Raw genomic sequence first — 26067 nt, forward strand, 5'->3', positions numbered from 1 at the left:
GGGCCGCGCTCGGCGGTGAGCTGTCGCCGCTGTTCTACCGCGAGCCGTTGCAGGTCGTGCGGGCGGCCGGGGCTTGGGTGCACACCGCGGACGGGCGGCGTTACCTCGATGCCTGCAACAAGGTTCCGGTCGTCAGGCACGCGCATCCGGCCGTAGTACAGGCGATTTCGCGCCGCCGTACTGAACCTCAATTCTCGCTACCTGCATCCGCACGCCGTCGCGCTCGCCGAACGGCTCGTCGCCACGATGCCGGACGGGCTGGACACGTGTGTGTTCGTCAATTCCGGCAGCGAAGCCAACGACCTAGCCTGGCGGATGGCCAGGATCGCCACCAGCCGGTCCGGGGTGCTGGTCGCGGACCTCGCGTATCCCGGGGTCAGCGCGGCCACGGCGGCGTGGTCGACGAACACGTACCAGCCCTCGGCGCGACCCGCCGACGTCGCGACCTTCGAAGCGCCGCGACGGTCGGCGGACGGTCGCGAGCCGGGTGGCTCGGATGCTCGTCAGCGGGTCGGCGGCGGTTGCGGCGAGTTGGGCCGGGGTGGTCATCGGGTGGCGTTGCTCGCGGTGGACGGTGTGTTCAGCAGCGCGGGGATCTGGCCGGCACGCTCGACGCGAGCCCGCGCCCCGCGGCGCCGGTGCTGGCGGGCGCCGAAGACCGGTTCGTGCGGATCGGCCCGGCCTCCGAGGAGGACCTCTACCTCTGCGTCGGGCACATACCCTCGTGATGACCCTCGTGATGACGCAGTGGCCTAGTACTTTCGGCCGGGGTGCGAACCAGTCGCGCGCTTGATGTGGGAGGACGGCCCTCGTCGGCAGAGTGAAGGCCGTCAGAAACGTGTGCAGGCTGGAGGGAAGTCAGGATGCGAAAGGTCGTGACCATCGCCGTCGCTGTTGCCGCAATGGCAGGAGCAACGGTCTCGGGGGTTTCGCAGGCGAGGACGGTGACCGCTGCGGACACCGCGACGCCCAAGCAGGACATCAAGTGGGGGCAGTGCGACAAGGACGTCGGCGACGGGCTGCCGTTGCCGGAGGGGATGCAGTGCGGGACCTTGAAGGTCCCCTTGGACTACCAGAAGCCCGAGGGCCGCACGATCGATATCGCGGTCTCGCGGGTGCCCAGCAAGAACCCGGAGAAGCGGCGGGGCATCTTGCTGACCAACCCGGGCGGTCCGAGCCCGGGGCTCGGCTACCTGGCGTTCCTGGTGACGGTGAAGATGCCGAAGGCCGTGCTGGACAGCTACGACCTCATTGGCTTCGACCCGCGAGGGATGGGCCGGAGTACGCCGGTGAAGTGTGACCTGACCGAGGAGCAGCAGATCTTCGGCAACATCCCGCCGTACGCGCGGAACGCGGGCGAGGTCGCGAAGCGGGCCGAGCAGTCCCGGCAGATCGCCGAGCAGTGCGCGGCCGCGGACACCGCCTGGATGCTGCCGTACGTCAGCGCCAAGAACACCGCGCGCGACATGGACAGCATCCGGACCGCGCTGGGTGCGGAGAAGACGTCGTACCTCGGTGCGTCCTGGGGCACCTACCTCGGCTCCGTCTACGCCACGATGTTCCCGAACCGCACCGACCGTGTCGTCCTGGACAGCAACCTCGGTCCGGCCGGCTGGGACTACCAGAGCCAGCGGCTGTGGTCGCAGGGCATGGACGACCGCTTCCCCGACTTCGCGAAGTACGTCGCTGCCAACCACCGCGAGTACGGCCTCGGCCGGACGGCGGCACAGGTGAAGGCGAAGTACCTCCAGCTGGCCGCGCGCCTGGACAGGACACCGGTCAAGGGTCCGGACGTCGTCTGGGACGGGGCGCTGCTCCGGCTGATCACGTTCGGCTACTCGTACGGCGCGACGCAGCTGGCCACCCTCGCCGAGGTCGTCAAGGCACTCGAGGCGAACCAGCCGCCCCCGCCGCTGCCCGCGGGCGAGACCGCCAAGGCGACGGCGGCAAGTGTGGACAACCTCATCTCCGCGCGGTACTACATGATCTGCAACGACTCGCACTGGCCGACGTCGCTGAAGTCGTACCAGCGGAACGTGGCGATCGACCGGATCCGGCACCCGCTGTTCGGTGCGGCCGGAGCGAACATCAACCCGTGCGCCTACTGGCCGAAGCCGGTCGAGGAGCCGGTGAAGGTCGGCGGCAACGGCCCGTCGAACGTGCTGATGGTGCAGAACCTCCGCGACCCCGCGACACCTCTGGCCGGCGCCGAGCAGCTGCGGAAGGCGCTCGGCGACCGGGCCCGGATGGTGACGGCCGACCAGGGCGGGCACGGCGTCTACCTGCTGAACAAGAATCAGTGCGCGAACACGGCCGCGACCTCGTTCCTGCTGACCGGCAAGCTGCCCGACCGCGACTACCACTGTTCCGCGGACGCGACACCCCGCTGATCGGGCCGTGACGTGGGGGCCGCGATGATGGGTGTTCCGCACGACGAGGAAGGACGACGTACCCGGTGATCCGAAGCACCAACCGGACCTTGGCCCGCATCCTTGTCGTCCTGGAGGTCGTGGCTCTTGTAGGCCTCAACGGTGACGAAGCGGTACGTCGGTTGTTCCTGCACGACCAGGTCACTCCGGGCGGTGTCGCGTTCTTCGGGTCCGGTGTGGTGATCAGCGCGCTGGTGCTCCTGCGGCGCCGGTACCCGGGAGCGATCGCGGAGCTCGTGGCGTCCGCGTTCGCGCTCTCGCTGATCTGCAGCGCGGTCGGCTTCTTCGCGAAGCCGGCCGCGCCGTTCGGAGGTGACGGCGAGACGCTCGCGCTGGCCCTGCTGGTCGGAGCCGGCTGCCATCGGCTGCGGTCCCTGCCGGCGGCCGCGGTCACGATCGCCGGTGGGCTGGCGATCATCACGTCGCCGATGCTCCGCTACGGCAGGGATTCGACCACGCTCACCCTCGCGGTGCTGTGGACCATCCTGTGGGGCTGCAGCGTCGCGATCGGGCTGATGCTGCGGGACGCCGACGCGCGGCACGAGGTCGCGCTGGCGGCGGCGCGGAACCGGGAGCGGCTCGCGCTCGCCCGGGAGCTGCACGACCTGGTCGCCCACCACATCACCGGGGTGGTGGTCCGAACCCAGGCGGCCCAGGTCGTACTTGCCGACGGCCCCGAACGGGAGTTGCTGCATGAGATCGAGGGCGCAGGCGCCGAGGCGCTGGCCGCCGTACGGCGTCTGGTGACGATGCTTCGGAGCCCTGAGCAGACTGTGCCGCTCACCTCCGATGGGTTGGTGGAAGCTGTCGAGTCGGCCGTTGAAGGTCACGCGAACGTGGACCTGCGGCTTGCGCCGAGCCTGGACGATCTGACGGTCGCGCCGGAGACGGTGTCGACCGTACATCGTGTCGTCCTGGAGTCGTTGACGAACGTCCGCAAGCACGCGCCGGACGCGCGGACGGTCACGGTTGCGGTGGAGCCCACAGTCGGGCAGGGCAAGGCCCTGCTCCGCGTCGAGGTCAGGAACGACGGGATCCGGCCGGGACGTGCGCGGCGCTCGACCAGTGGTTTCGGATTGATCGGCATGGGGGAGCGGATCGGTGCGCTCGACGGCACGCTCACGGCCGGTGAAGAGGACGACCACGGCGAGCGCGGGTGGCGCGTACTCGCTGAGCTACCGCTGCCTGATGGGGTGGGAGCGGGACCGGAGAAGGGAACGGCACCGTGACAGGGCGGACAGGGCGGACAGGGCGGACTGTGCGGGTCCTGCTCGCGGACGACCAGGCGCTGGTGCGTACCGGCTTCCGGCTCATCCTCGAGCGCGAGCCTGACATCGAGGTCGTCGGCGAGGCGGCGGACGGCAACCAGGCGGTGACGCTCGCTCGTGAGCTGCAGCCGGACGTCACGCTGATGGACATCCGGATGCCGCAGCTGGACGGCCTCAGCGCGACCCGATTGCTCGCCGGACCGGAGGTGGCCGATCCGCTGCGCGTGCTGGTGGTCACGACCTTCGACCTCGACGAACTCGTGCACGAGGCGCTGCACTCCGGCGCGCGTGGCTTCCTGCTGAAGGACGCCGGCCCGCGGCTGCTCGTCGAAGCCGTGTACGCCACCGCGAACGGCGATTCCCTGGTGTCGCCGTCGATCACAACCCGTCTCCTGCAGCATTTCAGTACGCCGAGCGGCAAGATGCGCCGCGCCGCGCCGCCGCTGACCGACCGCGAGCTCGACGTGACGCGGGCGGTCGCGCGCGGCCGGACGAACGCCGAGATCACCGACGAACTGGTGATCTCGCTGTCGACGGTGAAGTCGCACCTGGCCTCGATCCAGCGCAAGATCCAGGCCCGCAACCGGACCGAGATCGCTGTCTGGGCGTGGGAATCGGGCCTCGTGCGCTGACCGGCGCTGGACCTCAGCTCGCACGTACGCCGCCAGGCGGATCGAGCAGCGCCAGGAGAATCCGTTGCAGCTCAGCGCGGTCGTGCGGAGTGACCTGCGCCAGCCTCCGGTCGAACGCCTTCGCCAGTGCGGCGAATGCGCCGTCTCTCGCGGCCTCGCCGGCGTCTGTCAGCAGGAGCCGGTGCCGCCGCAGGTCCGCGTCGTCGATCTCGCGTCGCATGAACTCCTTGGCGACGAGGTTGCGCACGTAGGCCGTCACGCTCGCCTTGGGGATCACCAGCTTCGCCGCCAGCTCGGCCGGGTACGGCGAGGCAGCCACCTCGGCGAGCACGAAGAACTCCTTCGCCTCCAGCCCGAGCTCGGCCAGTTCGGCGCTGCAGGCGTCCAGCACGACGGTCAGCAGGCCATGGTTCAGCGTCCACAGCTGTGCGGCGTCAACGGGCACGTGAGCTCCTGTCGAGATGGTACGGACTTGGGCTAGTTCGATACTGTACTACTGATCATTTCGAACTTGCTGGATCTCGAACAGATCCTCCGTGAAGGGTGCCGTCAAATGCTGGAACACGTCACGATCCCCCGCGGGCCGATCGAGCTCGCGGCCGACCTCCACCTACCCGGCAACATCGACGAAGCCTCGCCGTTGCGCGCCGTCGTGCTCTCCACCCCGGGCAGCAGCGTGAAGGAACAGATCGGCGCGAACTATGCGTCCCGCCTGGCCGCCCGGGGTATCGCAGCGCTCGTGTTCGACCCCGCCCATCAGGGCCAGAGCGGTGGCGAGCCCCGCGACCTCGAAGACCCGTACCGCCGCGGCGAGGACATCTCCTACGCCATCGACACGCTCAGCAGGATCCCCGGAATCGACCCGCACCGCATCGGCGTGCTCGGCATCTGCGCCGGCGGAGGCTACGCGGTACACACCGCCCGCACCGACCACCGCATCAAGGCGGTCGGAACGGTTGTCCCCGGCAACATTGGCACGTCGTTCCGCAGCTTCCAGCCGGACGGCCCCGCGGCCGCGCTCGTCGCCCTGGCCGAAGCGCGCATCGAGGAGACGCGCACCGGCGAGCTGACCCGCGAGAACTGGCTGCCCGACACCCTCGAGCATGCCGCGGCAGCAGGCCTGATCGACATCGACACGACCCAGGCGATGACCTACTACCGGACCGAGCGGGGTGGGCACGAACGCTCGACGAACCGCCGCCTCTCCCGCGGCGACGCGCTGCTCCTCGGCTACGACGCCTATCACCTGGTCGACCAGCTCATGACCCAGCCGCTCCAGGTCATCCTCGCCGGCCGCATCGGCAACACCGGCTCCTACGAGTCCGGCATGCAGCTCTGGAAGTTGGCACCCAACCCGGTCGACCTGACGGTGATCGAGAACGCCGGCCACTACGAGATGTACGACGTGCCCGAGTACGTCGACGCCGCCGTCGATCGGCTTGTCGACTTCTACTCGGACCACCTGTAGATCGGCGGGCCGCCCCCGGACCCGGTCAGCGGGAGAGACATGCGATGAAAAGGTCGAGCAAAAGGTGACCTGCAGACACGAAGAAACCCAGGCCACCTACGTGACCTGAGCTTTTGTGCGCCGCCAGTCGCTGTTAGGTCGAGGTGCGCCGATAGACGCCGGTCAAGAAGGCCGCGCCACCTCGCGCAGGTACCAGGAGAATCGAATGCATTCGTTGACGTGTCTGAGGTGTCCGCCGAATCATGCAGCTTCATCGAAGCCCAGGGCGTCGCGCAGGTCGTGTGCGAAGCCTCGGTTCAGCTCTGGGTGCTTGTCCAGGTCGGGACAGAACATCAGGGCCACCAAGCGGATCTTCAGCGGGCCGGCCATGTGGCCGACGCCCTGTGCCACACGCCCGATCACACCGGCCGGCGCCTTGTGCTGTGGTCTGACGACTCGCTTCCGGTTGTGACCGGAATAGCACGGGATTACAGTCTGTGCACGAACAACTACAACGGGGGAGTTGGACGTGGCGGAGTGGGTGAGTGCGCTCGCGGCACTGGGTGCGTTGGTAGCCGCAGTCTTCGCAGGTATCGCCGCCTGGCGGCTTTACAAGATCGAGGACGACCGCGAGCAGCGGGCCCAGGCTCGGCAGGTGTCGGCGTGGATCTCGGTGAAACTCGACGATCAGGACGAGCCGTACGGCATCGAGCTGACGAACGGGTCGCTGGCGCCGGTGTACGACGTGACCATTCGGTCGACCAACAGGAACGGTGTCGAGCAGCCGGCCCTGAACCTGACTGTTCTGCCGCCTGGCCGCTTCTTCGCCGAGCGGGCTGAATCGAAGTATCACTGGGATCATCCGGACCCGGCAGACGACTTTTCGTGTCCTCTGCGGCCGGTTGCCAGAACAGACAAGTGGCAGGTGCGGGAGCTGATCTTTCGGGACAGTGCCAACGTCACCTGGGACCGCGACGCGGCCGGCGTACTCCGCAAGTCACGGCTCCGAGCGGAGTGAGCCGATGGCCAGACGACGGAAGGCAACGAAGCTCGACGATCTGGGTGGCCTGACCGTAGTGGCAGTCCTCGCGTACCTCGGCTATCCGCCAAAGGACTACCTGCTGGAGTGGATCGTCATAGGTACCGCCACCGTGCTGTTCTGGATCGCGTTCTTGATGCCGACGAAGTGCGATTACCTGACGCAACGACGGAAGCCGTGCGACCGCGGCGTCCGGGGAAAGCTCCGTGGCTGTTCGGATCACGGGCGTTGGAAGCGTGACGCAATGTGGGCCGCTCTTGGCGGAGCCAACCCTGGCCGTCTCTTCCGGGTGATGTGGGCTGCACCCGATTCTCGAGCACAACCACGGTCAGTCCGCACACCCGGCTCGCCTGCCGAGTCGAACGCCAAACGCGGCCTCTACGATCTGCTGATGTTGCTCACCGCAATCATCAGTGCCGCGGGAGCCGTTCTCGCGCTCGTCGTCAAATGACCTCCGGTGGCGACCGGGCGGCTCCGTCAACAGGACGCCGAGCGCCCGGCTCGGTTTGTTGAGCTGAAGCACGCGCTCTGTTCGCCGACTGCTCGGCCCCGGGGGCTCAGCCAGTAAATTCGTTGACGCCGAGGGCGAAGTCCCCGTGGCCAACCCCGTTGCCGGCGAGGCCCACCGTGACCACGCCCACTCCTTCCAGCCAGTGCGCCATTTTCAGGCCGCCGACGTCCAGCGGGCGCAGCCCGAGGCTCTCGACGAATGCCGCCACGTCCGCCTTGGCTTGCGCATTGTCGCCGGCGATGAAGACGTCGGGCCGGCCCTTCTCCAGGACATTGCGGAAGATGGTGTTGAAGGCCTTCACCACGCCGGCGCCGGCCGGGGCCACCTTGGCGACCTCCTGCGCGATCGAGGTCTCCTCGCTGTGGGCCAGTCCGTCGAACGTGGCGTTGAAGGGGTTGCTGATGTCGACGATGACCTTGCCCGCGAGGGCGTCTCCGTACTCGGCGACGACCGGAACGACACCGTCGTACAACACGGCCGTGATGACGATGTCCCCGGCCGGGACGGCGCCCCACTTGCCCGTCGTCGCGCCGCCGCCCAGAGCGTTGGCCAGGGCATCGGCCTTGGACTGATCGCGTCCCATGACCTCGACGGTGTTGCCGCCCGCCACCGCGAGCGTGCCGATGGTACGGGCCATGTTCCCCGTACCGATGAGGGTGATGCTGCTCATGAGGTGTGCTCTCTTCCTGGTGTGTGGTTCAGATGGCGGTGGTGCCGCCGTCGGCGACCAGTTCCAGGCCGTTGACATAGCTGGAGTCGTCGGAGGCGAGGAACAGGGCGACGGTGGCGACTTCTTCCGGGCGGCCCATCGTCCCGCGGGGGATGAGGGACTCGAATGCGGCCTTCGTCGCCTCGTCGAACAGTTCTTCCTGTTTGGCGGTGGCGACCTGGCCGGGGGTCAGGACGTTGACGCGGATCTTGCGGTCGCGCAGTTCGTTGAGCCAGACGCGGGCCCAGGCCTGGTGGACGGCCTTGCTTCCGGCGTAGAGGCTCCAGCCGGGGAAGGCGCCGAGGGAGGCGTTGGAGCCGGTCATGAAGATCGAGCCGTTGTCGTTGATCAGCGGCAGTGCCTTCTGCACGGTGAACAGGGTGCCGCGCGCGTTCAGCCAGAAGGCGCGGTGGAACTGTTCCTCGGTGATGTCGCCGAGGACGGCGGGTTCGCCCATCCCGGCGCTGGCCCACAGCACGTCGATCGAGCCCTTTTCCCGCTTGACGGTGTCGTACAAGCGATCCAGGTCGTCCAGTTCGGCCGCGTCACCCTGGACGGCGGTGACGTTGCGGCCGATCAGCTTGACGGCGTCGTCCAGTGCTTCCTGCCGCCGGGCCTGGATGAAGACGTGCGCTCCTTCCTCGACGAATAGTTTGGCGCCGGCCAGTGCCATGCCGGTGGATGCGCCGGTGATCACCGCTACCTTGCCGTCGAGCTTTCCCACGATCACTCCGTTGAATTGAGGGGTTCGATTCTTATATACACCAGGTTGTGTATGTAACGTACTGGATGGCTGGCCGGAGCGCAAGCTACATACACCGGTCGGTACCGAACGGTCTATGCTGGAGGCATGACGGAGTTGGAGAAGGGCCCCCTGGGTCGGCGCCGCGGCAGGGGCGCACGCGAACGCATCCTCAGCGCATCACAGCAGCTGTTCCGCGATCAGGGCATCAACCGCACCGGCATGGACCAGCTCTGCGCCGTGGCCCAGGTGTCCAAGCGCACGGCCTACCAGCACTTCACCAGCAAGGACGAACTCGTCGCCGAGTACCTGCGCCGATTCGATCCCGACGTCATGCCCGGAGTGTTCGACCGCACCGATCTCACACCCCGCGAACGACTCCTCGCCGCCTTCGAGATACCCGCGTCCACGCCCCTGTGCCCCTACATCGCGGCGGCCGTCGAACTCCACGACCCCGAACACCCCGCATCCCAGTACGCACGCGACTACAAGACCGCCATCGCCGCACGGCTCAGCGAAACCGCCCGCGAAGCCGGCGCCACCAACCCCGAACAACTCGGCGAACAACTGGCCCTGCTCATCGACGGCGCCTCGGCCCGCACCCGAGTCCTCAACAGCGAATCCTTCCCGACCGCAGCCGCCATCGCCGCCGTCCTCATCGACAACGCCATCCCCGCGTCATCTCCTCGCCAGCCCAGCGATGACCGCGGAACTACCGGCTCTGCTCCAGCTCGCTCCGGCGGACGGCGCGCTGGTAGTTGGTGAGAACGCCATACCGCCGGCCGGCACCAGGAGCTGCGTCGGACTGACCGCGGACAGCCCAGCCGGCGCGGGAGCATTGTCCGGACCGGTCCGTGGTCGAGAGGTCGAGCATCACCGGAGACGTACCGTCGTTCCGGAGGTGACGGTCCCCGTTGCCGGGGTGTCGTCGTCGGCCGGCCAGGGCTGCGAGCCGAGAGCCAGACTGGAAACACCAACAAGTCCAGCAACTCATCGTATCCAGGCGGTTGCTGGGCAGGACGTTCGCCGGGCTCAGATAGCCTTGTTCGTAGGACCTCCTAGCGCGGCATGCTGGGCTGATGGCTGTGTATACGGTCGGTTCTCGGTCCGGAAGTGGTAGGTGCCGGAGCCGATGCCGAACACGGCACGGTCGCCGTCCATCCGGATGAAGCGGACCCCCTCGGCGGTGGCTGCGGGCCGCGCCGCTGCCTGGTGGTCCTCGGTGACCTCGTCCGGGGATGCCGCGGGGACGAAGACCTGGGCCGTGGTGTTTGCGGGGATCGTGACAGTCAGGCGTAGCTCGCCGTTGCGCTGGTCCCACCGCGAGCCGACGATGCCGTGCACTGTGCGAACGGACGCCGACACGTGGTCCAGGCCGGCCGGGATGTGCGGTCGGATCGCTGTCCGTGCGTAGCCGGGAGCAGCCGGCTTGATCCCGGCGAGATCGCGGTAGAACCAGCCCTCGATGCTGCCGAGGAAGGCGTGGTCGCGTGACCGCGTGTTCGTCTCCCAGGCCTCCCACAACGTGGTGGCGCCGTTGTCGATCCAGAACCCCCAGCTCGGGTAGGTCCGCTGGGTGGCGATCGCGAAGGCGAGGTCGACGTGACCCTGGTCGGTCAGGACCGACAGCAGGGCCTTGGTCCCTGCGTGGCCGGTGTTCAGGTGGTTGCCTCTGGCCCGTATGTCGGCGACCAGGTGCTGGGTCACCTGATCGACGAGCTCTGCCGGGACCAGGCCGAGTGACAGTGGCACCGCGTTGGAGGTCTGCCGGTACCCGACCTCACGGTCGGTGCGGTAAACCCCGGCCGTGCGATCCAGGAACTTCGCGTTGAACGCGGCCTCGATCCGCCCGGCGAGCTCGCCGTAACGCTGCGCGTCGCCATCGTTGCCGAGTTCGTGGGCTGCCGCGGCCAGTGCCTCGGCGTACCGGTAGAAGTAGGCGGTCGCGGTGAGCTGTGCGCCTTCCGGTGGCCAGGGGAAGGACCCGGACGTTGCCGGTGATACCCAGTCGCCGTAGAAGCCCTGCTGGATCAGGCCGTCCGAATGGGTCGTGAGATGGTCGACGTACCGCGCCATCGAGTCGTAGCTGACTGCGAGAACGTCACGGTCGCCGTAGTCCTGGAAGAGCTGCCACGGAATGTCGACCAGCGCACCGGCCCAGATCGGGTCGGTGTAGCCCGCCGGGCCGGGATTTGGCGACAGGTCGACGCCGGCTCCGTCGGGCGCCTGGTTGTCCCGAACGGAGCCGAGCCAGTTGCGGTAGAACCGGTGCATCCCGAAGTTGTCGATGGTTGCCGGCAGCAACACGTTGACGTCGCCGAGCCAGCCGCGCTTCTCGAACATCGGAGTGTCGGTCAGCACCGAGTGGAGGTTGTTCAGGATCGTCCGCCGGCTGATCTCGTGGATGGTGTTCAGCAGCGGCTCAGAACTGCTGAAGTGCCCGGTCGACGGCACGGCACTGTGCACCACTCTCGCGGTCAGATCGTCGACGGTGGGGACGCCCGGATACCCGTCGACCTGCACGTACTGGAAGCCCTTGTAGCTGAAGCTCGGTTCCCAGGTCTCCGGTCCGTCGCCGCGCAGCAGGTAGCGATCGGTCTGCACCGGGCCGTTCGTCAGGCCGGCATCGCCGCGATTGTCGACCGTGCCGTCCGCCTGCAGCGTTTCGCCGTACCGTAGCGTGATCTCGGTGCCTGCGGGACCGGTGACTCGCAGCTGCGCCCAGCCCGCGGTCACCACCGGGAACTGGAACACATGGCTGCCGGGCAGGGGATTGGTGATCTGAGCGGCGCGCAGGGTGTCGACGACCTGGATCGTCTCCACCTGTTGCGAACGCAAGTTCGGCGTCGGCGCCGTCATCTCGGCGGCGAGGTGCCAGCTACTCGCATCGAAGCCCGGTCGGTCCCAGCCGGGCTGAACCAGGCGTGCGTCGTAGGTCTCACCCAGGTAGACCGAGTCGCGCGTGGTCGGGCCGCTGCTGACGAGCCATCCGGTGTTGCTCACGACGGTGTCCTGGGCGCCGTCCGTGTAGTCGACCTGCAGCTTGAGCAGCAACCGCGGACTGCCGAGCCACGGCGCGGTCGCCCAGTACTTCGTGTCGTCGGGCGTCAGACCGTAGAAGCCGCGGCCGAGGGTGACGCCAAGGACGTGCGGACCCTGCCCTCGGACCGCGGCCGTGACGTCATGGGTGGTGTACAAGGCTGTCCGGTCGTAGCAGGTGACGCCTGGATCGAGCACGCTGTCGCCGACGCGCACACCGTCGATCGTCAGCACGTGGTATCCCAATCCGCTCAGGTATGCCCGGGCTCGTGCGACCTGCTTGCTGACGGAGAACTCCTTCCGCAGTTGAGGGCTGCCGGAAGTCGCTGTGCTCGAGGCAAGCTGGTTCTCGGGTACGCCGATCCATCGCGCGCCCGCCCAGTCCTTCTCGTGGAACAGCCCGGTCTCCCACCAGCCGGTCCGGCTCCACGGCGACGCGCGGCCGTCCCGATCCCAGCACCTGACCCGCCAGTGGTACCTGGTCCCGGGGATCAGCTCCGGCCCGTCGTACGGAACGCCGGCCGACTGTGCCGAAGCGATCCGGCCGCTGTCCCAGACATCGGCCTGGCTCCGCGCCAGCAGGGCCTCGCTGGACGCGACCACGAGCTGATAGGCGCTCTGCGACTGGCCACGCCGGCCGGACTGGAGGATCCACGCCAGCCGTGGCCGAGAAACATCGACGCCCAGAGGGTTGACCGCGTACTCGGTGAACAGCGCCGACACGGCGAGTTGTCCAGGCGCCCCACAGCTCGTCGTCATCGCGCCACCTCGATCCCGGGATCGCCCGGCCTCCGGCGACATCCGCACGCTAGCTCGTCGTGGTGACGGTCCCAAGGCGAGCGTCCGGTTGTGGCCGCGCGGTGCTGTCACGCGTCAAGAGGTGACGGTCGTGCTCAGCCTATGATGGAGCTCATCGCGCTGAAGGAGAAGGTGAGAGAGGTACGACGTGGCCGGGCGGGTCGGAATTCGTGAGGTGGCGGCTCGCGCCATGGTGTCCGTCGGTACGGTCTCGCACGTCCTCAACAGGCCGGAGCTGGTCTCGACCGCGACGCTGAAGCGTGTCCTTGCCACGATGGACGAGCTCGGCTTCGTGCGGAACGATCTCGCCAGGCAGCTCAAGATGGGCGGCGGCACGACGCTCGGCATGATCGTGCTGAACGTGGCCAACCCGTTCTTCGCCGACCTGGCGCACGCCTGCGAAAGCGCGGCGGAAGCCCGCGGGCACACCATCATCTTCGGCAGCAGCGATCAGCTCGGTGGCCGCGAGGACCGCTACATCGAGCTCTTCGAGGAGCAGCGCGTGAGCGGCATGATCATCGCTCCGCTGGCGGGCGAGACAGCGCGCATCCAACGGGTCATCCGTCGCGGTATGCCGGTCGTGCTCTTCGACATCCATGCTGTCGAAGGAGATTTCTGCTCCCTGGCGCTCGACGGCGATGCCGGCGGACATCTGGCGGTCCGGCACCTGCTCGACACCGGGCGGCGGCGGCTCGCCTTCCTGGGCGGTCCGCTCCACCAGGTCGAGGACAGATGGAAGGGTGCACTTCGGGCGGCCGGCGAGGTCGCAGGTGCGAGCCTCACCCACATCGATACCGCTGATCAGACGATCGCCGACGGCAGGTCGGCCGGCGACCGGCTGGCCGCTATGCGACCGGACTCGCGTCCCGACGGGGTTTTCGCCGCGAACGACCTGCTGGCCCTTGGCCTGATGCAGTCTCTCCTGATTGCCGACGGCATCGAGGTTCCTCGCGATATCGCCATCGTGGGTTACGACGACATCGATTACGCGGCATCGGCGGCCGTGCCACTGACCACCGTGCGTCAGCCGAAGCAAGCACTGGCGGAGGAAGCGGTTCGTCTGGTCCTCGACCACGTCGCGAACGGTGGCGGGCATGTCCACGAGCACGCCCTGCTGCCCCCCGAACTCATCGTCCGGGCGAGCACCGAGAATCGGTCGGCACCGAGCTGAGATCGAGTCCTCCCCAGCAACTCGATCTGCTCGAAGGCCGGCGTCCCGGTGCCGCGATCAGTTCCGGCATCCGCCCTTGACAAGATTATCCACCTCGCCCAGTATGGCCTGAAAGCTTTCAATCTGAAAGCTTTCAATCTCGATGAATGTGCCCGGTGACCGGTCGGAGCGCACGCTCATTGAGGAATGAGTCGCGCATTCATGCCGCATTCAGATCGAACCGGAGGAAAGCGACAATGACGTCACGCACAACGCCTCGCCGGGTGGTTGTTGCCGTCGCGGCAGCCACCATGTTCACCGTGCTCGCGGCGTGCGGTGGGAACGCCGCATCCAATTCCGGAAGTGCCGGCAAGGTCGACGGAAGTTCTATCGTCCTTAACACCATCACCGCGCTCGAGCCGCAGTTCAAGAAGTACGCGGAGGCGTACATGAAGGCGTTCCCCGACCGCAAGGTCGAGGTGCGCAGTACCACCGACAAAGCTGATGAGTACGCGCAGCAACTCGCCACGGCGCGACTGAGCGGGGAACTGCCGGACGTCTTCTTCAACGTCGACTTCCTGGCCGACACGCTGGCGTCCGACAACGTAACGCTCGACCTGGCGCCAGGACTGAAAGCGGGCAAGCTCGGCCAGCTCGGTGCGGACTCCTTCCTTCCGCAGTTCGTCGGCCAGTACCGGCCACTCGCGAAGCCCGAGCAGATCACCGGCCTTCCGGTGAGCGCCGACTCGGTAGGCCTGTTCTACAACAAATCGCTGTTCGACCAGGTCGGGGTGAAGGAGTACCCCAAGGCCGACTGGACCTGGGACGACATGCTGCGGGTCGCGACAGAGATCCAGACGAAGTCGGGCGGCCGGATCACGGGAATCGGTGCTCCGCTGGGGGACGGCAGTGCCCAGATCGTCTTCGGGCCCGTGATCAAGGCGTTCGGCGGATCGGTCTACGATCCGGCCACCCACAAGTCCGGGATCGGTCAGCCGGCCGCCCTGAAGGCGTGGAAGTTGCTCTTGAGCGCCTACGGAAAGGCGTCCGGCCCGTACACCGCGACAACCGGCGACCCGAAGCAGACCTTCGGCTCGGGGAAGGTCGCCATGGCGATCGCGTCGCGGGCCACGATCCCGCAGACCAAGACGTCGCTCGGCAAGGCCGACTGGAACGTTCAGGTGCTGCCGACGATCGATGGCCACTCGACGGCCGGCGGCGGATCGTACGGGCTGTCGATCGCGCAGACCAGCAAGAACCAGGATGCCGCGTGGGCGTTCCTGAGCTGGTTCTATGACACGAAGGCCGGCATGAAGGTCGCCGAGGACGTCGGTGGGGTCATTCCGCCGACGGCCGACGGTATCGCCAACGGTACCTGGAAGGACGGCACCCCACCGCCGGCGAACATCGCCATCTTCGGTGCTTCGGCTCGCACTGCCGTGCTGCTCGCACAATTGCCAGGCTCGTCGTCGACCACCATGACGGCGGCGACGAAGAAGGCAACCCAGGAGGTACTGCTGAAAGGGCGATCGATCGCCGATGCGTTCGGCGAGGCAGAGAACACCGTCAATGCCGCAATCCAGAAGCAGAGCAAATAGAAATGGTGCATCGGAGCGGGATGATCTACCCCGCTCCGGTGCACCCGATATCAGCGGAGGTCCGGGTGCCGACCCCAATCCTTGATCTGTCATTGCCTCGGCCGGACGAACAGAAGAAGCCGCGGCCGTCCGAGAAGCCAGCAGGCCGGCGCGGCCGCAACCTCGATGCCGTGACGGCCGCCGCCTTTCTGACGCCGGGAATGCTGGCGTTCGCGCTCTTCGTGATCCTCCCGGCCGTGGGCGGCCTGGTTCTGACCTTCTTCCAATGGGATCTCTTCGGTACGCCGAAATGGGTCGGGCTCGCGAACGTCAGCCGCCTGTTCGGTGACGCGGACATGTGGCACGCGCTCGGGGTCACCGCGCTGTTCGTTCTGATGGGCGTCGTACCGACGATCCTGATCGGCTTCGTCCTGGCCGTTCTCGTCAATACGAAGATGCCGGGCGTCGGAGTCGTCCGGGTGTTCTACTTCGCGCCGATGATCGCCTCCGCCGCCGTCTCGGCGCTCATCTGGGTCAACCTGTACAACTCGACCGGGCTCGTCAACCAGGTGCTCGCCTGGGCCGGAATCAGCGGACCGAACTGGCTCTCCGATCTGACCTGGGCACGCCCCGCGCTGGTGGTGATGATGATCTGGTCGGGTCTCCCGCTCGTCATCATCCTGTACCTTGCCGGCCTCCAGCGGGTATCCGAGGACATCTATGCGGCGGCAGCTCTCGACGGCGCGAGCAAGTGGCGGCAGATCTGGTCGATGACCTGGCCGAACGTCTGGGGCACGACCCTGCTCATCGCCGTCCTCGAGACGGTTGGCTTTGTCAGCGGGTCGTTCGAGGTCGCGCTCATCATGACCGACGGAGGACCGCTCGGCACCACGCAGTCGCTCGCGCTCTATGCGTACAAGGTCGCCTTCTCCGAGCGCGACATCGGCTATGCGAGCGCTCTGTCGCTGTTCCAACTCGTCCTCATGATGGCGGTCGTGCTGCTCGTGCGCGTGATCGTACGATTCCGAAAGGAGCGCAGCTGATGCGTACTTCTCGTCGTCACAGCGTCGTCCGTTACGTGGCGATCGTGGTCGGCGCGCTGGCGATGGCGACGCCGCTGCTGTTCATGGTCTCCAGCTCGCTCAAGTCCGGCGCGGAGGTCAACGCCTTCCCTCCGAAGCTCCTGCCCGAGACACCGATCTGGCAGAACTTCGTCGAGGCCTGGAGGTATCTGACGCCACAAGTGATCGCCAACACCTTCATCTTCAGTCTGGGCATCATCGGTCTCCAGCTGCTGCTCGCGCTGCCCGCCGCCTTCGCCCTCGCGAAGATACCGTTCAAGTGGTCGGCAGCGGTGCTGGCCGTTCTCGTTGTGCCGATGTTCGTCCCGGGCAACCTCACGCTGATTCCGCTCTTCGTCATCACCTTCCAGCTCGGCTGGCTGAATACGTATGCCGGCCTGATCGTCCCGATGGCGGGCCAATGCGCGTTTGCGATCCTGCTCTTCCGGCAGTTCTTCGCAAGCCTGCCGGCCGGTCTCATCGAGGCGGCGCGGATCGACGGCGCAGGCTGGGGTCGCGTGCTGACGTCGATTGCCCTTCCGCTGGCGCGACCCGCACTCGCCACCTTCTGCTCGATCAGCTTCCTGACGGCGTGGAACATGTACATCTGGCCGCAGGTCATCGCTCCGAACCCGGCCAATCGGGTGATCAACGTCGCCCTCGCGCCACTGGCGGGTGGCCAGAACTCGACCGTCTCACCGGCTGTCGGTCTAGCCGGCGGGGTGATCGCCATGCTGCCCGTGCTTGTCGTGTTCATCGTGTTCCAGAAGTGGTACCTGAGGGGCGTCGTCGGAACGGGCCTCGAATAGAACGACCTGTCTGAACGCGGTGCGCTGACGGATGCCCTGCAGGAGGGCACCGCTCAGCTCGGAATTTCGAGGCGCGTCATGGCGTGTCAATGCGTCCGGTGAACTCGATCATTGATTTGGCCAGTTCTTCGGGAGCCTCCATAGCGGCGTAGTGGCCGACGCCTTCGAGAGATATCGAGCTCACTTCGCTCGCCGCGGCCTGGGTCATGGTGGTCAGGGTGAAGGAGCCTGCGCGTGCCCCGACCGCGAGAACGGGCACATTCAGCCCGGGAGTGCGGGCGAGGGCCCTGATCTCGGAGCCCTCGCGCAGCATCGACTGGTAGAGGCCGATCGCTCCGCGCCATCCGTCGGGTCGCGCATAGGTGCGGGCGAACTCGTCGACGTCGGCTTCGGTAATCGCTCCCGGAATCGCACTCAAGGTCGGGAACACGAACTGTCCCAGGAACTGGCGCTCGCGGCCGGTCAGCAGCATCTCGGGGATGCCGGGTGCGGCGAGAACCCCGATGTACCAGACGCCGCCGTGGGTGATGTCGGCCAGCGCCTCCATTCCGAATCCGGGTAGCCCTGTCTCGATCGCCGTGAGGCTCAGCAGGTCGCGCGGATAGGTGGTCGCGAGGCGGAACACGCTCGCCCCGCTGATGTCCTGCCCGGTGACATGGACGGGGCCCACGCCGAGCTGCTCAATCAGTTGGTGCAGGTCCTCGGCCGCCGTCGCGCTGTCGTACGGGCCTGCACCGTTGCCGGAATCCCCGAAGCCGCGGAGGTCGACGGCGAACACTCGGTGGTGAGCGGCGAGCAGCGGGATGAGCTTGTGGAAGGACCACCAGGTCTCGGGAAACCCGTGGACCAGCAGTATCGGGGTTCCGCCGGTTCCCGCCGCCACGTAGTGCAGCGTGGTTCCGTTCACCTCGACGCGGTGGTGGGTGATCCCCGGAATCGTTGCACCGGCCGGTGTCACGGTCATCGTGTCTCCTCAATTAGACAACCTGGTTGCCTAGATGTTAGCCAACCTGGTTGTCTAATTGCAAGTCCCGTACCCTGCTGCCATGTCCCGTTCCGGTGCGGATCTCGCGCTGCTCCTGCTCGGAGGCTTCCGTTCGCTGGTGGACGACGCGACCGACGAGCTTGCTCAGCGCGGCTACCAGGACGTACGCCCCGTTCACGACTTCGCCATCCGGGCCATCGCCGCGGGCGCCGATGACGCCACGCGGCTCGGTCGCCGCTTGTCGGTCTCCAAGCAGGCGGCCGCGAAGACGATCGCGGTCCTGCTGGAACGCGGATACGTGACCCGCGACACCGATCCGCTCGACGGCCGCCGCAAGCGTCTCCAGGTCACGGCCCTCGGCTTCGAGGTGCTGCGCCAAGGCGAGGAGATCTTCGACGAGCTGCGCGATCGCTGGGAACGACGGATCGGCCCGGCCGAACTCGAGCGCCTTGAAAAGCACCTGGCGATCCTGGTCGGTGCTTCCCCTGTCCGCTTCGACGCGCCCGGCTGGATGACGCGCGACCTCGGTGAGCCGTCCTAACGCAGCTCCGGGTCCTCTCCAGTCACAGCGCCGGGGATGTCCGATCAGTACGCCGACTGCGAGCGGTGGCGCTCTTCCGGTGACGCGAGGCCGCCGTGTCTGCGGTCAGGGTGCGTAGCTCGTGGAGAATGTCCGCTGTGATGTCGGCGAGCGATCGCTGCTCGCCGTCGCGAATCCATTGGGTGAACGCGATGCCGAAGACGGTGGCGCCGGACTCCGCTGCCAGGGTGGCCGCGAGCTGGTCGACGCCTCGGGCGCCCAGGGCGTCGGCGACCGTCGTGGCAAGGCCGGCGAGCTTGTGCGACTCGCGTTCGCGCAGTGCGGGGTTCTGCTCGATCACCGATTGCCGGGTGCGGGAGTGCGGCCGCCGCTCGTCCGGGAAGAGGGGCCGCCGCGGACTGCAGGGCGCAGGCGACGATGTCGATCGGCGATGCGTCTGATGGCGCGGCGTCGACGCCGTCGAGGAACGCGCGGACGAACACGTCCTGCCCGTGGAACAGGACCTCGCGCTTGTCGCTGAAGTGGCGGAAGAAGGTGCGTTCGGTCAGGCCGACGGACTGGGCGATCTCGGTCGCTGTCGTCTGCTCGTAGCCGCGGGTCGCGAACAGTTCGAGCGCCGCCTGTTGCAGCCGCTCCGGCGTACCCGGTTCCCAACGCGCCATGGGACGCAGTGTAGCCATGGCAGTGACTGACATCATAGGTGTTAGGCTATGTCTGTGACTGACATCAGACACCTGTCCACTGCCGGCAATCGCCCCGCGAGGGGCGTCGAGGGAGATCACGTCATGCACGTTTTCGTCACCGGAGCGTCCGGTTGGATCGGCTCCGCCGTCGTCGACGAACTGCTCGCCGCGGGCCACAAGGTCACCGGCCTGGCGCGCTCGGACAGGGCCGCCGAGGCGCTGCAGGCGAAGGGTGCCCAGATCCGTCGAGGGGACCTGGACGATCTCGGCAGCATCCGCGCCGGCGTCGAGGACGCCGAGGCCGTCATCCATCTCGCGAACAAGCACGATTTCTCCAACCCGGCCGCCTCGAGCGCGGCTGAGCGGGCCGCCGTCCAGACGATCGGCGACGCGCTAGTGGGTACCGGTCGCCGGTTCCTGTTCGCATCGGGCGTCGCCGGCCTCGCCCAGGGCAGGCCGGCCACCGAGGACGACGCGTCCGCGGCCCACGGTCCGGACTCGCCGCGTGGCGGGAGCGAGAACCTAGCGTTCGAGTTCGTCGATCGCGGTGTGCACAGCGTGAGCCTGCGTTTCGCGCCGACTGTGCACGGCGTCCGCGACCACGGGTTCATCGCGGCGATCGCCGGCGTCGCCCGTGAGAAGGGCGTGTCCGGCTACTCCGGTGACGGGACCAACCAGTGGGCCGCCGTACACCGAGCCGACGCCGCGCGACTGGTCGCTCTCGGCCTCGAGAAGGCACCTGCGGGCGCGCGCCTGCACGCCGCCGCCGAAGAGGGCGTTTCCACTCGCGAGATCGCGGAGGCGATCGGCCGTGCGTTCGACCTGCCCGTCAGGTCGATCGACCCCGGCGACGCCCGGGACCACTTCGGGTGGATCGGCAACTTCTTCGCCATGGACCTCCCGGCGACCAGCACGGCCACGCGGGAGCTCCTCGGCTGGACACCCGTTGGTCCGACCCTCATTCACGACATCGACACCGGCGCCTACTCGGCACGCTGACGGCGGCCGATGCGTCCGCGTGCCGCACGATCTTGCGGGTCACCGGCTACAGCTCACTCGACTGCACTCGGATCGCGCGGCCCGGCTTGTACCGGCGCTTGATCGTCCGTCCGCTGCCGGTGAGGGTGACCGTGTCGCGCGTCACCAGGACGTCGAGCTGCTGTCCGCGCCAGTGGAGGTGACGTACGCCGGCGTTGGCCAGGCTCGACGGCAGGTTCGGGGTGATGACCAGCGCATCCGGCTCGGCTTCGACCCCGATGAAGGCATAGAGGAAGCTGGCCGGCGCCAGTCCGCTCTCCGGAAACGGGACATCGGTTCCGACCGAGCTCCCGTCCGGACCCCCGACCGGGTTCTCGCCGCGGAACAGGGGAGCACCGCCACAGATGTGGTCGGGTTCGCTCCACCGATCGAGGATCGTTGTCATCCGCGCCCAGGCATCATCGGCGGACAAGTAGCGGGCGCGCGCCAGCACGTCGAATCCTGAGGTGTAGAGGATGGCTCCGCCGTCTTGCACCTCGTCTCCCCATGGGTTCGTGAGGTGGCTCAGGAAGAACCAGTAGCTGTTGCGACGCGTCGTGGACCTCGGGGCGAAGACCCACTTCGAGTAGATGTCGGCCGGTCCCTCGAAGTGGTCCCCGAGCGCCGCGACGAACCTGGTCGAGGCATCCGGCGCGCGAACCCCGTCGGTGTACGCCGCCGCGCCGGCTACAGGCGTAGCCGACGACCACCACGCGAGCGTGCCGGTGACCTGTGAGACCTCCAGGTAGTAGACGCCAGGCGGCTGCTTGGGCAGATCGACGTGCGCCACCTGGCCGTCGATCCAGTCGCTGAACCGCTGCTCGGCGATCTTGACAGCCCCTGCTCCCGGCAGGCCCCGGTAGAACGCCATCGTGAACGCTGCACCGCGCTCGCCGTACGTGGGGAATCGCGCGGCAACGCTGGTGAACTCGGCGCCCGCGGTGAAGCTCTGCCCCAGTGAGTGGCCCGCTGCGATCTTCGGCGCCAGGCCGCCACTCTCGATCATCACGACGGCTTCCTGAAGCTCGGTGTGCCCGTTGTCCAGCCAGTCGAAGATCCGCGCGGCCCGCTCCTGGCTGGGTAGGCCGAACGACGCCGCCTCGAGATTCACGTACGTCGAACCGAAGTCGTGTGCGACACCGTCGGCGTCGATGGCCTGGACGTACCGGCCCGCCGCATCGTTCCAGAACAGCTGGTTGTAGCGGGTCCGGGTCCGCTCGCGCAGCGACCTCAGCTCTCTCGCCCTCGCCTTCTTTCCGACGTGATCCTCGAGCTGGGCCATCGCCTCGAGAGCCCCGTAGAAATAGGCGTTGAGGTAGGCGTCCTGATGGCCGAACGACGTGACGTCCCAGTAGTTGGACGCCAGCGATCCGTCCCGTCCGCTGTGGTCGGGCGACGTGATCGTGACGATCCCACTCGCGCCGCCGAGTGAGTTGAGATAGAAGTTCATCGCCTGCCGCACTCGCGGCAACATGGTGGCCAGGAAGCCGGAGTCGCCCGTCCAGGAGTAGTAGCGCCAAGTGCCGAGGACGTACATCGCATTGGACGTGAAGTGTCTGGCGTCGAACAGTTTCGGGTCGGGGAAGGGCCAGGCCGGCGAATCCGTCCACGACCAGACGTACCCGTCGCTGTTCAGTCTTGTATTCAAGAGGGAATCGGCCTGTGCCTTGGAACCGGCCGTGCCGGTCCAGTCCAGGATGCGTCCGTTCCAGTCGGCCCAGTCCATCGCGTGCCCAGTGAAGCGGAAGCTGAGGGCCCGCTCCCAGTAGAAGGTGGACAACTGCGCCGCCCTCCGCTGGTCGGAGGCCACGAAGACCGGGAAGACGTCCGGCAGTACGTCGGAATGCGGCTGGACCTGCACCGCGAGCGTGCGGGAGATGGCTTGCTGTGCGTCCGCGCTACCGGAGTTCAGCGTCATCGCCATCGACTGGGCGGTCATCGTGCCGTCGAGGACCGGCTCGGTTCCGGTGATCCGGAGATCGTACGGGCCGCTGCCGCCTGCCGTGACCGCAGTCGATCCCGATACCGGGGTCGTCCACGCGTTCCGGCGCTTGTGTTGCTCGGCGGGCATGTAGTCGCCGGCGTCTCCGTAGAAGCGGTCGAACAGGACGCCGTCGGCCGCGGCGACGGAGTACCCGTCACGCAGCCACGACGTGTTGAGCGTCAGGCCGGGGTCGGACCGTGGATCCTTGTTCCACCGAATGTCGTACGTCATCGCGACGTTCGGGCCGGAGAGCTTCAGGTCCCACGACGCGACGCCGTCGACGTTGAACCCCGTGACCTCGATCGTCATGGTGCGACCCGCCTGCACCTGACGATCGATGTACGCCGACCCGCCGACGTCGACGGTGGTAGTGCCGAGACGACTCCACCAGCCAGGGGTCCCCGCACGGTACGACAGCTCCAGGTAATAGGCACCGGCCGGCTGATCCGGTACGTCGAGGTAGGCCCATCCGTTGTCCTGCACCGGGTTCACCTCGCGACTGGCGATCTCGGTGAGACCGCCGGCGGGCGTCCCGGCGTACAGGGTGATCGTCACCGCCGAGTTCTGGCTGTTCCAGCTGGGGAACTGACCACCGACCCGGGAGAAGCGATACATCGTCGCGGTGAACGACTGGCCGAGCGTGTGTCCCGCGGTCAGCGGGACGGGCGAGTTGAGCTCCCGCTGCTCGAGGTTCAATGCCGACGGCAACTGAATGCCCGCCAAGCTCAGCGCCGTGCTGCTCGCCGTCCAGCTGACGCCGCCGTTGAACCCCGCGTCGAAGAAGTCCGTCGCGCCGAGAAACACCGAGCCGAACGCGGTGGGCTCGTAGCTGCCGGAGCCAGCCGGATCGCACGCGAACCGGGTGAGCTTCCCGTAGGCCCCGGACAGACTGACGAACCCGTTCTCCAGTCGGTACGTCGCCCCCTCTGTCGCAGACGCCTGGAGTGGGCGCCCGAGGCCGCTCCCGGCGAGGACCAGGCTGCTGCCCGCCCCCTGGAGGAACCTGCGCCGGCTGATCCGGAAGCGCGTGCTGCCTGTGGCCATGGAGATCTCCAATCGCTCGATCGAGGGGTGACGTTCGCAGCTCGAAGCACGCCAATATTGCCGTCGGAGCGAGCACCGGAACGGCAGAACCAGGGGACTTGAAAGCTTTCAGGTAGCGTCACAGACCAAATCGAGAACTGTCAACCATCTGCCGGTTGTGGCCACGTGGTCGCCGGCCGGCGGCGCCGCGGATCGCCGGCCCGACGCCGCTGCTTCTGTTGCCCTAAGCAACTAGTGTCGGGCGATGTTGTCCAGATTGAACTCAGAGGGCCGGACTCAGCCCCTCGAAACGCACCACCCAGCGCTGATCTGCGGGGAAGCCTGGCGCATGCCGATCGGTTGCGCCGTCCCAGCCCGCTGCCATGAACGCGACGGCGTACAGCAGCCCGCCATTGCTCGGGAAGTACGGGAACGGCCCGCCGGTCGCCAGCCCCGCGTCGTCGAACTGGAAGCGGTCCGCCGGCCGGAGGAGGAAGTCCACCGCGTCGTCAGGTCGCCCGAGCCGCGCGGCGCACATCGCCAGCATCGGGAAGTCCCACCCCCAGATGCGGTCGAACTGCCAGCCGGTGAAGACCCGGTCGGCAGTCCGGGCCATCGTGGGAACATCGACGCCGTCTCCCGGCAGCCAGCCGAACGGGCCGATCAAGGCGGGGTGCTCGTAGTTCTTCTGCGTCCACATGTTCTCGACGCCCTCGTGCAGCACGTATGCCTCGTCCTGTACCGGCAGTGGCGCGAGCTTGTCGTGGACCTGCTGCCAGTCCGGATCGGGGTGCAGTCCGAGACGTTCGCGCCACTGCTGTGCGACGCGCAGGCCGAAACGCCAGTAGGCAAGCTCGAACGTCGGGTTCTGCGTGCTTCCGGGATCGGTGTTCTCCGAAACGAGGTGCACCGGCGGGCCGAGGACGTAGCGGCTCGTGCCTTCGTCCCAGAAGGCCGAGGAGGCGAGAAAGTCCGCAGTGTCGAACACGATGTCGCGCCACTTCCGCAACGTGCCCTCATCGGGGTGTGCCTGGTAGTCCAGCTCAGCCAGGAAGATCGCGTGCGGCTGCTGCCACATCAGCAGGGCATTGATGACGTGCGGTGACTCGAGCCCGCCGGCCGTTGTGCACTTCGGCCAGCGCGCTCCGCGGAAGCCCTGTTCCTTCGCCCGTTGCCGCGACGACCGGTGGAGGCGTTCGTAGATGCTCAGACTGCGATCGAGGATCGGCCAGTGATTCCACAGCGCCCAGTGCGCGGCGTGCCACCAGTACATCTCCATGTGGAACTTGCCGTGCCAGCCGTTGTTGACGAGCCCGGCCTCCTGCGGCGGCAGCGAGCCCGCCTCGTTGGCGCGCATCAGGTACCGCGACAGTATGATCCGCCGCTCGAGCTCCCGCCAGCGCGGGTCCGTGCTCTCGGACAGGTCGATCGCACCACCGGAGAGCCAGTACTGCCGCCAGCCCCGAATGCTCGCGGCAAAGGTTGCGCCCGGTGTCGGTACCGAATCTGACGGCGCCTGCGCGAATGCGCAGACGAAACTCACCTGATCGGAAGGCCCCTGGGCAGCGAGCCGGTAGCGATGCCGATCGGCCGCTGCTCCGATTGGCGGGTGGTTGCCGGGCACGGCCGAGTCCGGGCCGGCGAAGACGCCGTGCCCCTCCCAGGCGATGTCGACGTGGTACTCGGTGGAATCCATCCGGTGCGTGATGCCGGCGTGCTGCCCGTACGTCGTCACCGTGCTCACGTGGGCGTCCGGGCGGCCGTAGTCTCCTACGTACTCGGCGAACTCCTGCCCGTCGGCGTACGGGAGGTCGACGACGATTGCCAACTGGCCGGCTGCGATCAGCGGCGAGTCGATCTCCACGGCCATGGCGTCATGGTCGGGGTGGCAGCACGTTCGGACGTGCACTGGTTCGCTGGCGAGTTCGAACCTGCTGTCGATGATGCCGGTCCACAGGTCGAGTTCCTGCCGGATGTTCTTGAGGTCGTCGGCGACGGCGGCGCGACCGTCGGGCAGGGTGAGTTCCAGGCCGATCCGCCCGAGGTTGATGCGTGCCGGGTTGGCGTAGAGCCACGACGACAGTTCGGGCTGGTCCGGATTCGGGATGGGGAACCCGACAGGGCCGCCGGGTGTGTCCCAGACCTCGCCGCGGAAGTCCGAGGCATGCTGCCCGGACGGCAGTGGGAAGCTGTGCCATCCCCAGTCCGACATGGTGTTGAAGGGTACGAACGTCTGCAGCCCCGTGACGTCGACGCCGAACGCGAATCCTCCGTTCCCGACCTGCAGGGGACTGTGCGGGTTGAGAGCATCGCGCACCACTCGGTGGCGGGCTACGAGCGCGTGCCGATCGATCATGGTGACTTCCTACCAGCGTGGCACATCGGCAGCCACGGATCCACAGGGACGTGACCGCATCCGGCCAGCGCTCAGCCGGGCCGCCACCGCTGTCGACGACCACCCGATGGTGTCTCACGGGCTCGACCTTGGACCCGAGTTGAGCTGACAGCGAAGCATCGCGGGACCGCAGATCGATCCATAGCGGCGAGCATGACGACCGGGGTGCTGACCACTGTGGTCGTCAGCGTGGCAGCGTCGGCAGGTTCATCAGCTCGTGGTGGGCAA

Annotated in this window: 22 protein-coding genes and 2 pseudogenes; 13 read left to right on the forward strand and 11 right to left on the reverse strand. The window is 67.4% G+C overall.

Features of this window, described 5'->3' with window-relative positions; genetic code table 11:
* Window positions 1-545: 545 nt before the first annotated feature.
* On the reverse strand, window positions 546-716 hold the full coding sequence (locus JOF29_RS34285) for a hypothetical protein (protein ID WP_209698516.1): 171 nt from the start codon (window positions 714-716) through the stop codon (window positions 546-548).
* 147 nt (window positions 717-863) lie between these two features.
* Between JOF29_RS34285 and JOF29_RS34290 the strand changes: the two genes are divergently transcribed.
* The 3 genes from JOF29_RS34290 to JOF29_RS34300 all read left to right on the forward strand — a co-directional run bounded on the left by JOF29_RS34290 (window position 864) and on the right by JOF29_RS34300 (window position 4329).
* Complete coding sequence (locus tag JOF29_RS34290) at window positions 864-2390, forward strand: alpha/beta hydrolase (protein ID WP_209698517.1); 1527 nt, start codon at window positions 864-866, stop codon at window positions 2388-2390.
* A 65-nt stretch (window positions 2391-2455) separates the two neighbouring features.
* On the forward strand, window positions 2456-3658 hold the full coding sequence (locus tag JOF29_RS34295; protein WP_209698518.1) for a sensor histidine kinase: 1203 nt from the start codon (window positions 2456-2458) through the stop codon (window positions 3656-3658).
* Window positions 3655-4329, forward strand: coding sequence for a response regulator (locus JOF29_RS34300; RefSeq protein ID WP_307863831.1), 675 nt, complete (start codon window positions 3655-3657; stop codon window positions 4327-4329). The genes JOF29_RS34295 and JOF29_RS34300 overlap by 4 nt, the downstream gene beginning before the upstream one ends.
* A 13-nt stretch (window positions 4330-4342) precedes the next feature.
* Here the strand turns inward: JOF29_RS34300 and JOF29_RS34305 are convergent, their stop codons facing one another.
* On the reverse strand, window positions 4343-4774 hold the full coding sequence (locus tag JOF29_RS34305; protein ID WP_209698519.1) for a MarR family winged helix-turn-helix transcriptional regulator: 432 nt from the start codon (window positions 4772-4774) through the stop codon (window positions 4343-4345).
* 108 nt (window positions 4775-4882) lie between these two features.
* Here JOF29_RS34305 and JOF29_RS34310 point away from each other — a divergent pair, with 108 nt between their 5' ends.
* Window positions 4883-5797: an alpha/beta hydrolase gene (locus tag JOF29_RS34310; RefSeq protein WP_209698520.1), complete on the forward strand. Its 915-nt coding sequence runs from the start codon at window positions 4883-4885 to the stop codon at window positions 5795-5797.
* Window positions 5798-6037: 240 nt separating this feature from the next.
* On the opposite strand, the gene JOF29_RS34315 is transcribed toward JOF29_RS34310, so the two are convergent.
* The gene (locus tag JOF29_RS34315) at window positions 6038-6187 is read right to left on the reverse strand and encodes a hypothetical protein (RefSeq protein WP_209698521.1); all 150 of its coding nucleotides are present in this window, start codon (window positions 6185-6187) and stop codon (window positions 6038-6040) included.
* Window positions 6188-6305: 118 nt separating this feature from the next.
* Here JOF29_RS34315 and JOF29_RS34320 point away from each other — a divergent pair, with 118 nt between their 5' ends.
* On the forward strand, window positions 6306-6794 hold the full coding sequence (locus JOF29_RS34320; RefSeq protein ID WP_209698522.1) for a hypothetical protein: 489 nt from the start codon (window positions 6306-6308) through the stop codon (window positions 6792-6794).
* A gap of 4 nt (window positions 6795-6798) precedes the next feature.
* Complete coding sequence (locus tag JOF29_RS34325) at window positions 6799-7266, forward strand: hypothetical protein (protein ID WP_209698523.1); 468 nt, start codon at window positions 6799-6801, stop codon at window positions 7264-7266.
* Window positions 7267-7372: 106 nt separating this feature from the next.
* Here the strand turns inward: JOF29_RS34325 and JOF29_RS34330 are convergent, their stop codons facing one another.
* Window positions 7373-7996, reverse strand: coding sequence for an NADPH-dependent F420 reductase (locus tag JOF29_RS34330; protein WP_209698524.1), 624 nt, complete (start codon window positions 7994-7996; stop codon window positions 7373-7375).
* Window positions 7997-8024: 28 nt separating this feature from the next.
* Entirely contained in the window at window positions 8025-8759 is a 735-nt protein-coding gene (locus tag JOF29_RS34335; RefSeq protein WP_209698525.1) for an SDR family NAD(P)-dependent oxidoreductase, read from the reverse strand.
* Between the two features lie 126 nt (window positions 8760-8885).
* On the opposite strand from JOF29_RS34335, the gene JOF29_RS34340 reads away from it, so the two are divergent.
* A complete protein-coding gene (locus JOF29_RS34340) occupies window positions 8886-9542 on the forward strand; it encodes a TetR/AcrR family transcriptional regulator (protein ID WP_209698526.1) in 657 nt (218 codons plus the stop codon).
* 267 nt (window positions 9543-9809) lie between these two features.
* Here the strand turns inward: JOF29_RS34340 and JOF29_RS34345 are convergent, their stop codons facing one another.
* Window positions 9810-12575 (reverse strand): family 78 glycoside hydrolase catalytic domain, encoded by a 2766-nt coding sequence (locus JOF29_RS34345; RefSeq protein WP_209698527.1) that lies wholly within the window; start codon window positions 12573-12575, stop codon window positions 9810-9812.
* A 187-nt stretch (window positions 12576-12762) separates the two neighbouring features.
* On the opposite strand from JOF29_RS34345, the gene JOF29_RS34350 reads away from it, so the two are divergent.
* The 4 genes from JOF29_RS34350 (at window position 12763) to JOF29_RS34365 (ending at window position 17211) form a co-directional block, all read left to right on the forward strand.
* Window positions 12763-13785: a LacI family DNA-binding transcriptional regulator gene (locus JOF29_RS34350; RefSeq protein WP_209698528.1), complete on the forward strand. Its 1023-nt coding sequence runs from the start codon at window positions 12763-12765 to the stop codon at window positions 13783-13785.
* A gap of 236 nt (window positions 13786-14021) precedes the next feature.
* A complete protein-coding gene (locus JOF29_RS34355) occupies window positions 14022-15362 on the forward strand; it encodes an extracellular solute-binding protein (RefSeq protein ID WP_209698529.1) in 1341 nt (446 codons plus the stop codon).
* Window positions 15363-15382: 20 nt separating this feature from the next.
* Window positions 15383-16384 (forward strand): carbohydrate ABC transporter permease, encoded by a 1002-nt coding sequence (locus JOF29_RS34360; protein WP_209698530.1) that lies wholly within the window; start codon window positions 15383-15385, stop codon window positions 16382-16384.
* 44 nt (window positions 16385-16428) lie between these two features.
* Window positions 16429-17211 (forward strand): carbohydrate ABC transporter permease, encoded by a 783-nt coding sequence (locus tag JOF29_RS34365; RefSeq protein ID WP_209698531.1) that lies wholly within the window; start codon window positions 16429-16431, stop codon window positions 17209-17211.
* Window positions 17212-17287: 76 nt separating this feature from the next.
* Here JOF29_RS34365 and JOF29_RS34370 read toward each other — a convergent pair whose 3' ends face one another.
* On the reverse strand, window positions 17288-18118 hold the full coding sequence (locus tag JOF29_RS34370) for an alpha/beta fold hydrolase (RefSeq protein WP_307863832.1): 831 nt from the start codon (window positions 18116-18118) through the stop codon (window positions 17288-17290).
* Between the two features lie 139 nt (window positions 18119-18257).
* On the opposite strand from JOF29_RS34370, the gene JOF29_RS34375 reads away from it, so the two are divergent.
* Window positions 18258-18737, forward strand: a complete 480-nt coding sequence (locus tag JOF29_RS34375) for a MarR family winged helix-turn-helix transcriptional regulator (protein WP_209698533.1) — start codon at window positions 18258-18260, stop codon at window positions 18735-18737.
* Window positions 18738-18759: 22 nt separating this feature from the next.
* Here the strand turns inward: JOF29_RS34375 and JOF29_RS43945 are convergent.
* Together JOF29_RS43945 and JOF29_RS46160 are read right to left on the reverse strand one after the other, a co-directional pair.
* Window positions 18760-19107, reverse strand: a pseudogene (locus tag JOF29_RS43945) (acyl-CoA-like ligand-binding transcription factor); the annotation flags it as partial.
* A 139-nt stretch (window positions 19108-19246) separates the two neighbouring features.
* A pseudogene (locus JOF29_RS46160) lies at window positions 19247-19435 on the reverse strand (helix-turn-helix domain-containing protein); the annotation flags it as partial.
* An 18-nt stretch (window positions 19436-19453) separates the two neighbouring features.
* Between JOF29_RS46160 and JOF29_RS34385 the strand changes: the two are divergent.
* On the forward strand, window positions 19454-20419 hold the full coding sequence (locus JOF29_RS34385; RefSeq protein ID WP_307863833.1) for an SDR family oxidoreductase: 966 nt from the start codon (window positions 19454-19456) through the stop codon (window positions 20417-20419).
* A gap of 46 nt (window positions 20420-20465) precedes the next feature.
* Here JOF29_RS34385 and JOF29_RS34390 read toward each other — a convergent pair whose 3' ends face one another.
* Window positions 20466-23465, reverse strand: coding sequence for an MGH1-like glycoside hydrolase domain-containing protein (locus JOF29_RS34390; protein ID WP_209698535.1), 3000 nt, complete (start codon window positions 23463-23465; stop codon window positions 20466-20468).
* A gap of 262 nt (window positions 23466-23727) precedes the next feature.
* On the reverse strand, window positions 23728-25800 hold the full coding sequence (locus JOF29_RS34395; RefSeq protein ID WP_209698536.1) for a hypothetical protein: 2073 nt from the start codon (window positions 25798-25800) through the stop codon (window positions 23728-23730).
* Window positions 25801-26067 lie beyond the last annotated feature (267 nt).

Source organism: Kribbella aluminosa, from assembly GCF_017876295.1.
Lineage (GTDB): Bacteria > Actinomycetota > Actinomycetes > Propionibacteriales > Kribbellaceae > Kribbella > Kribbella aluminosa.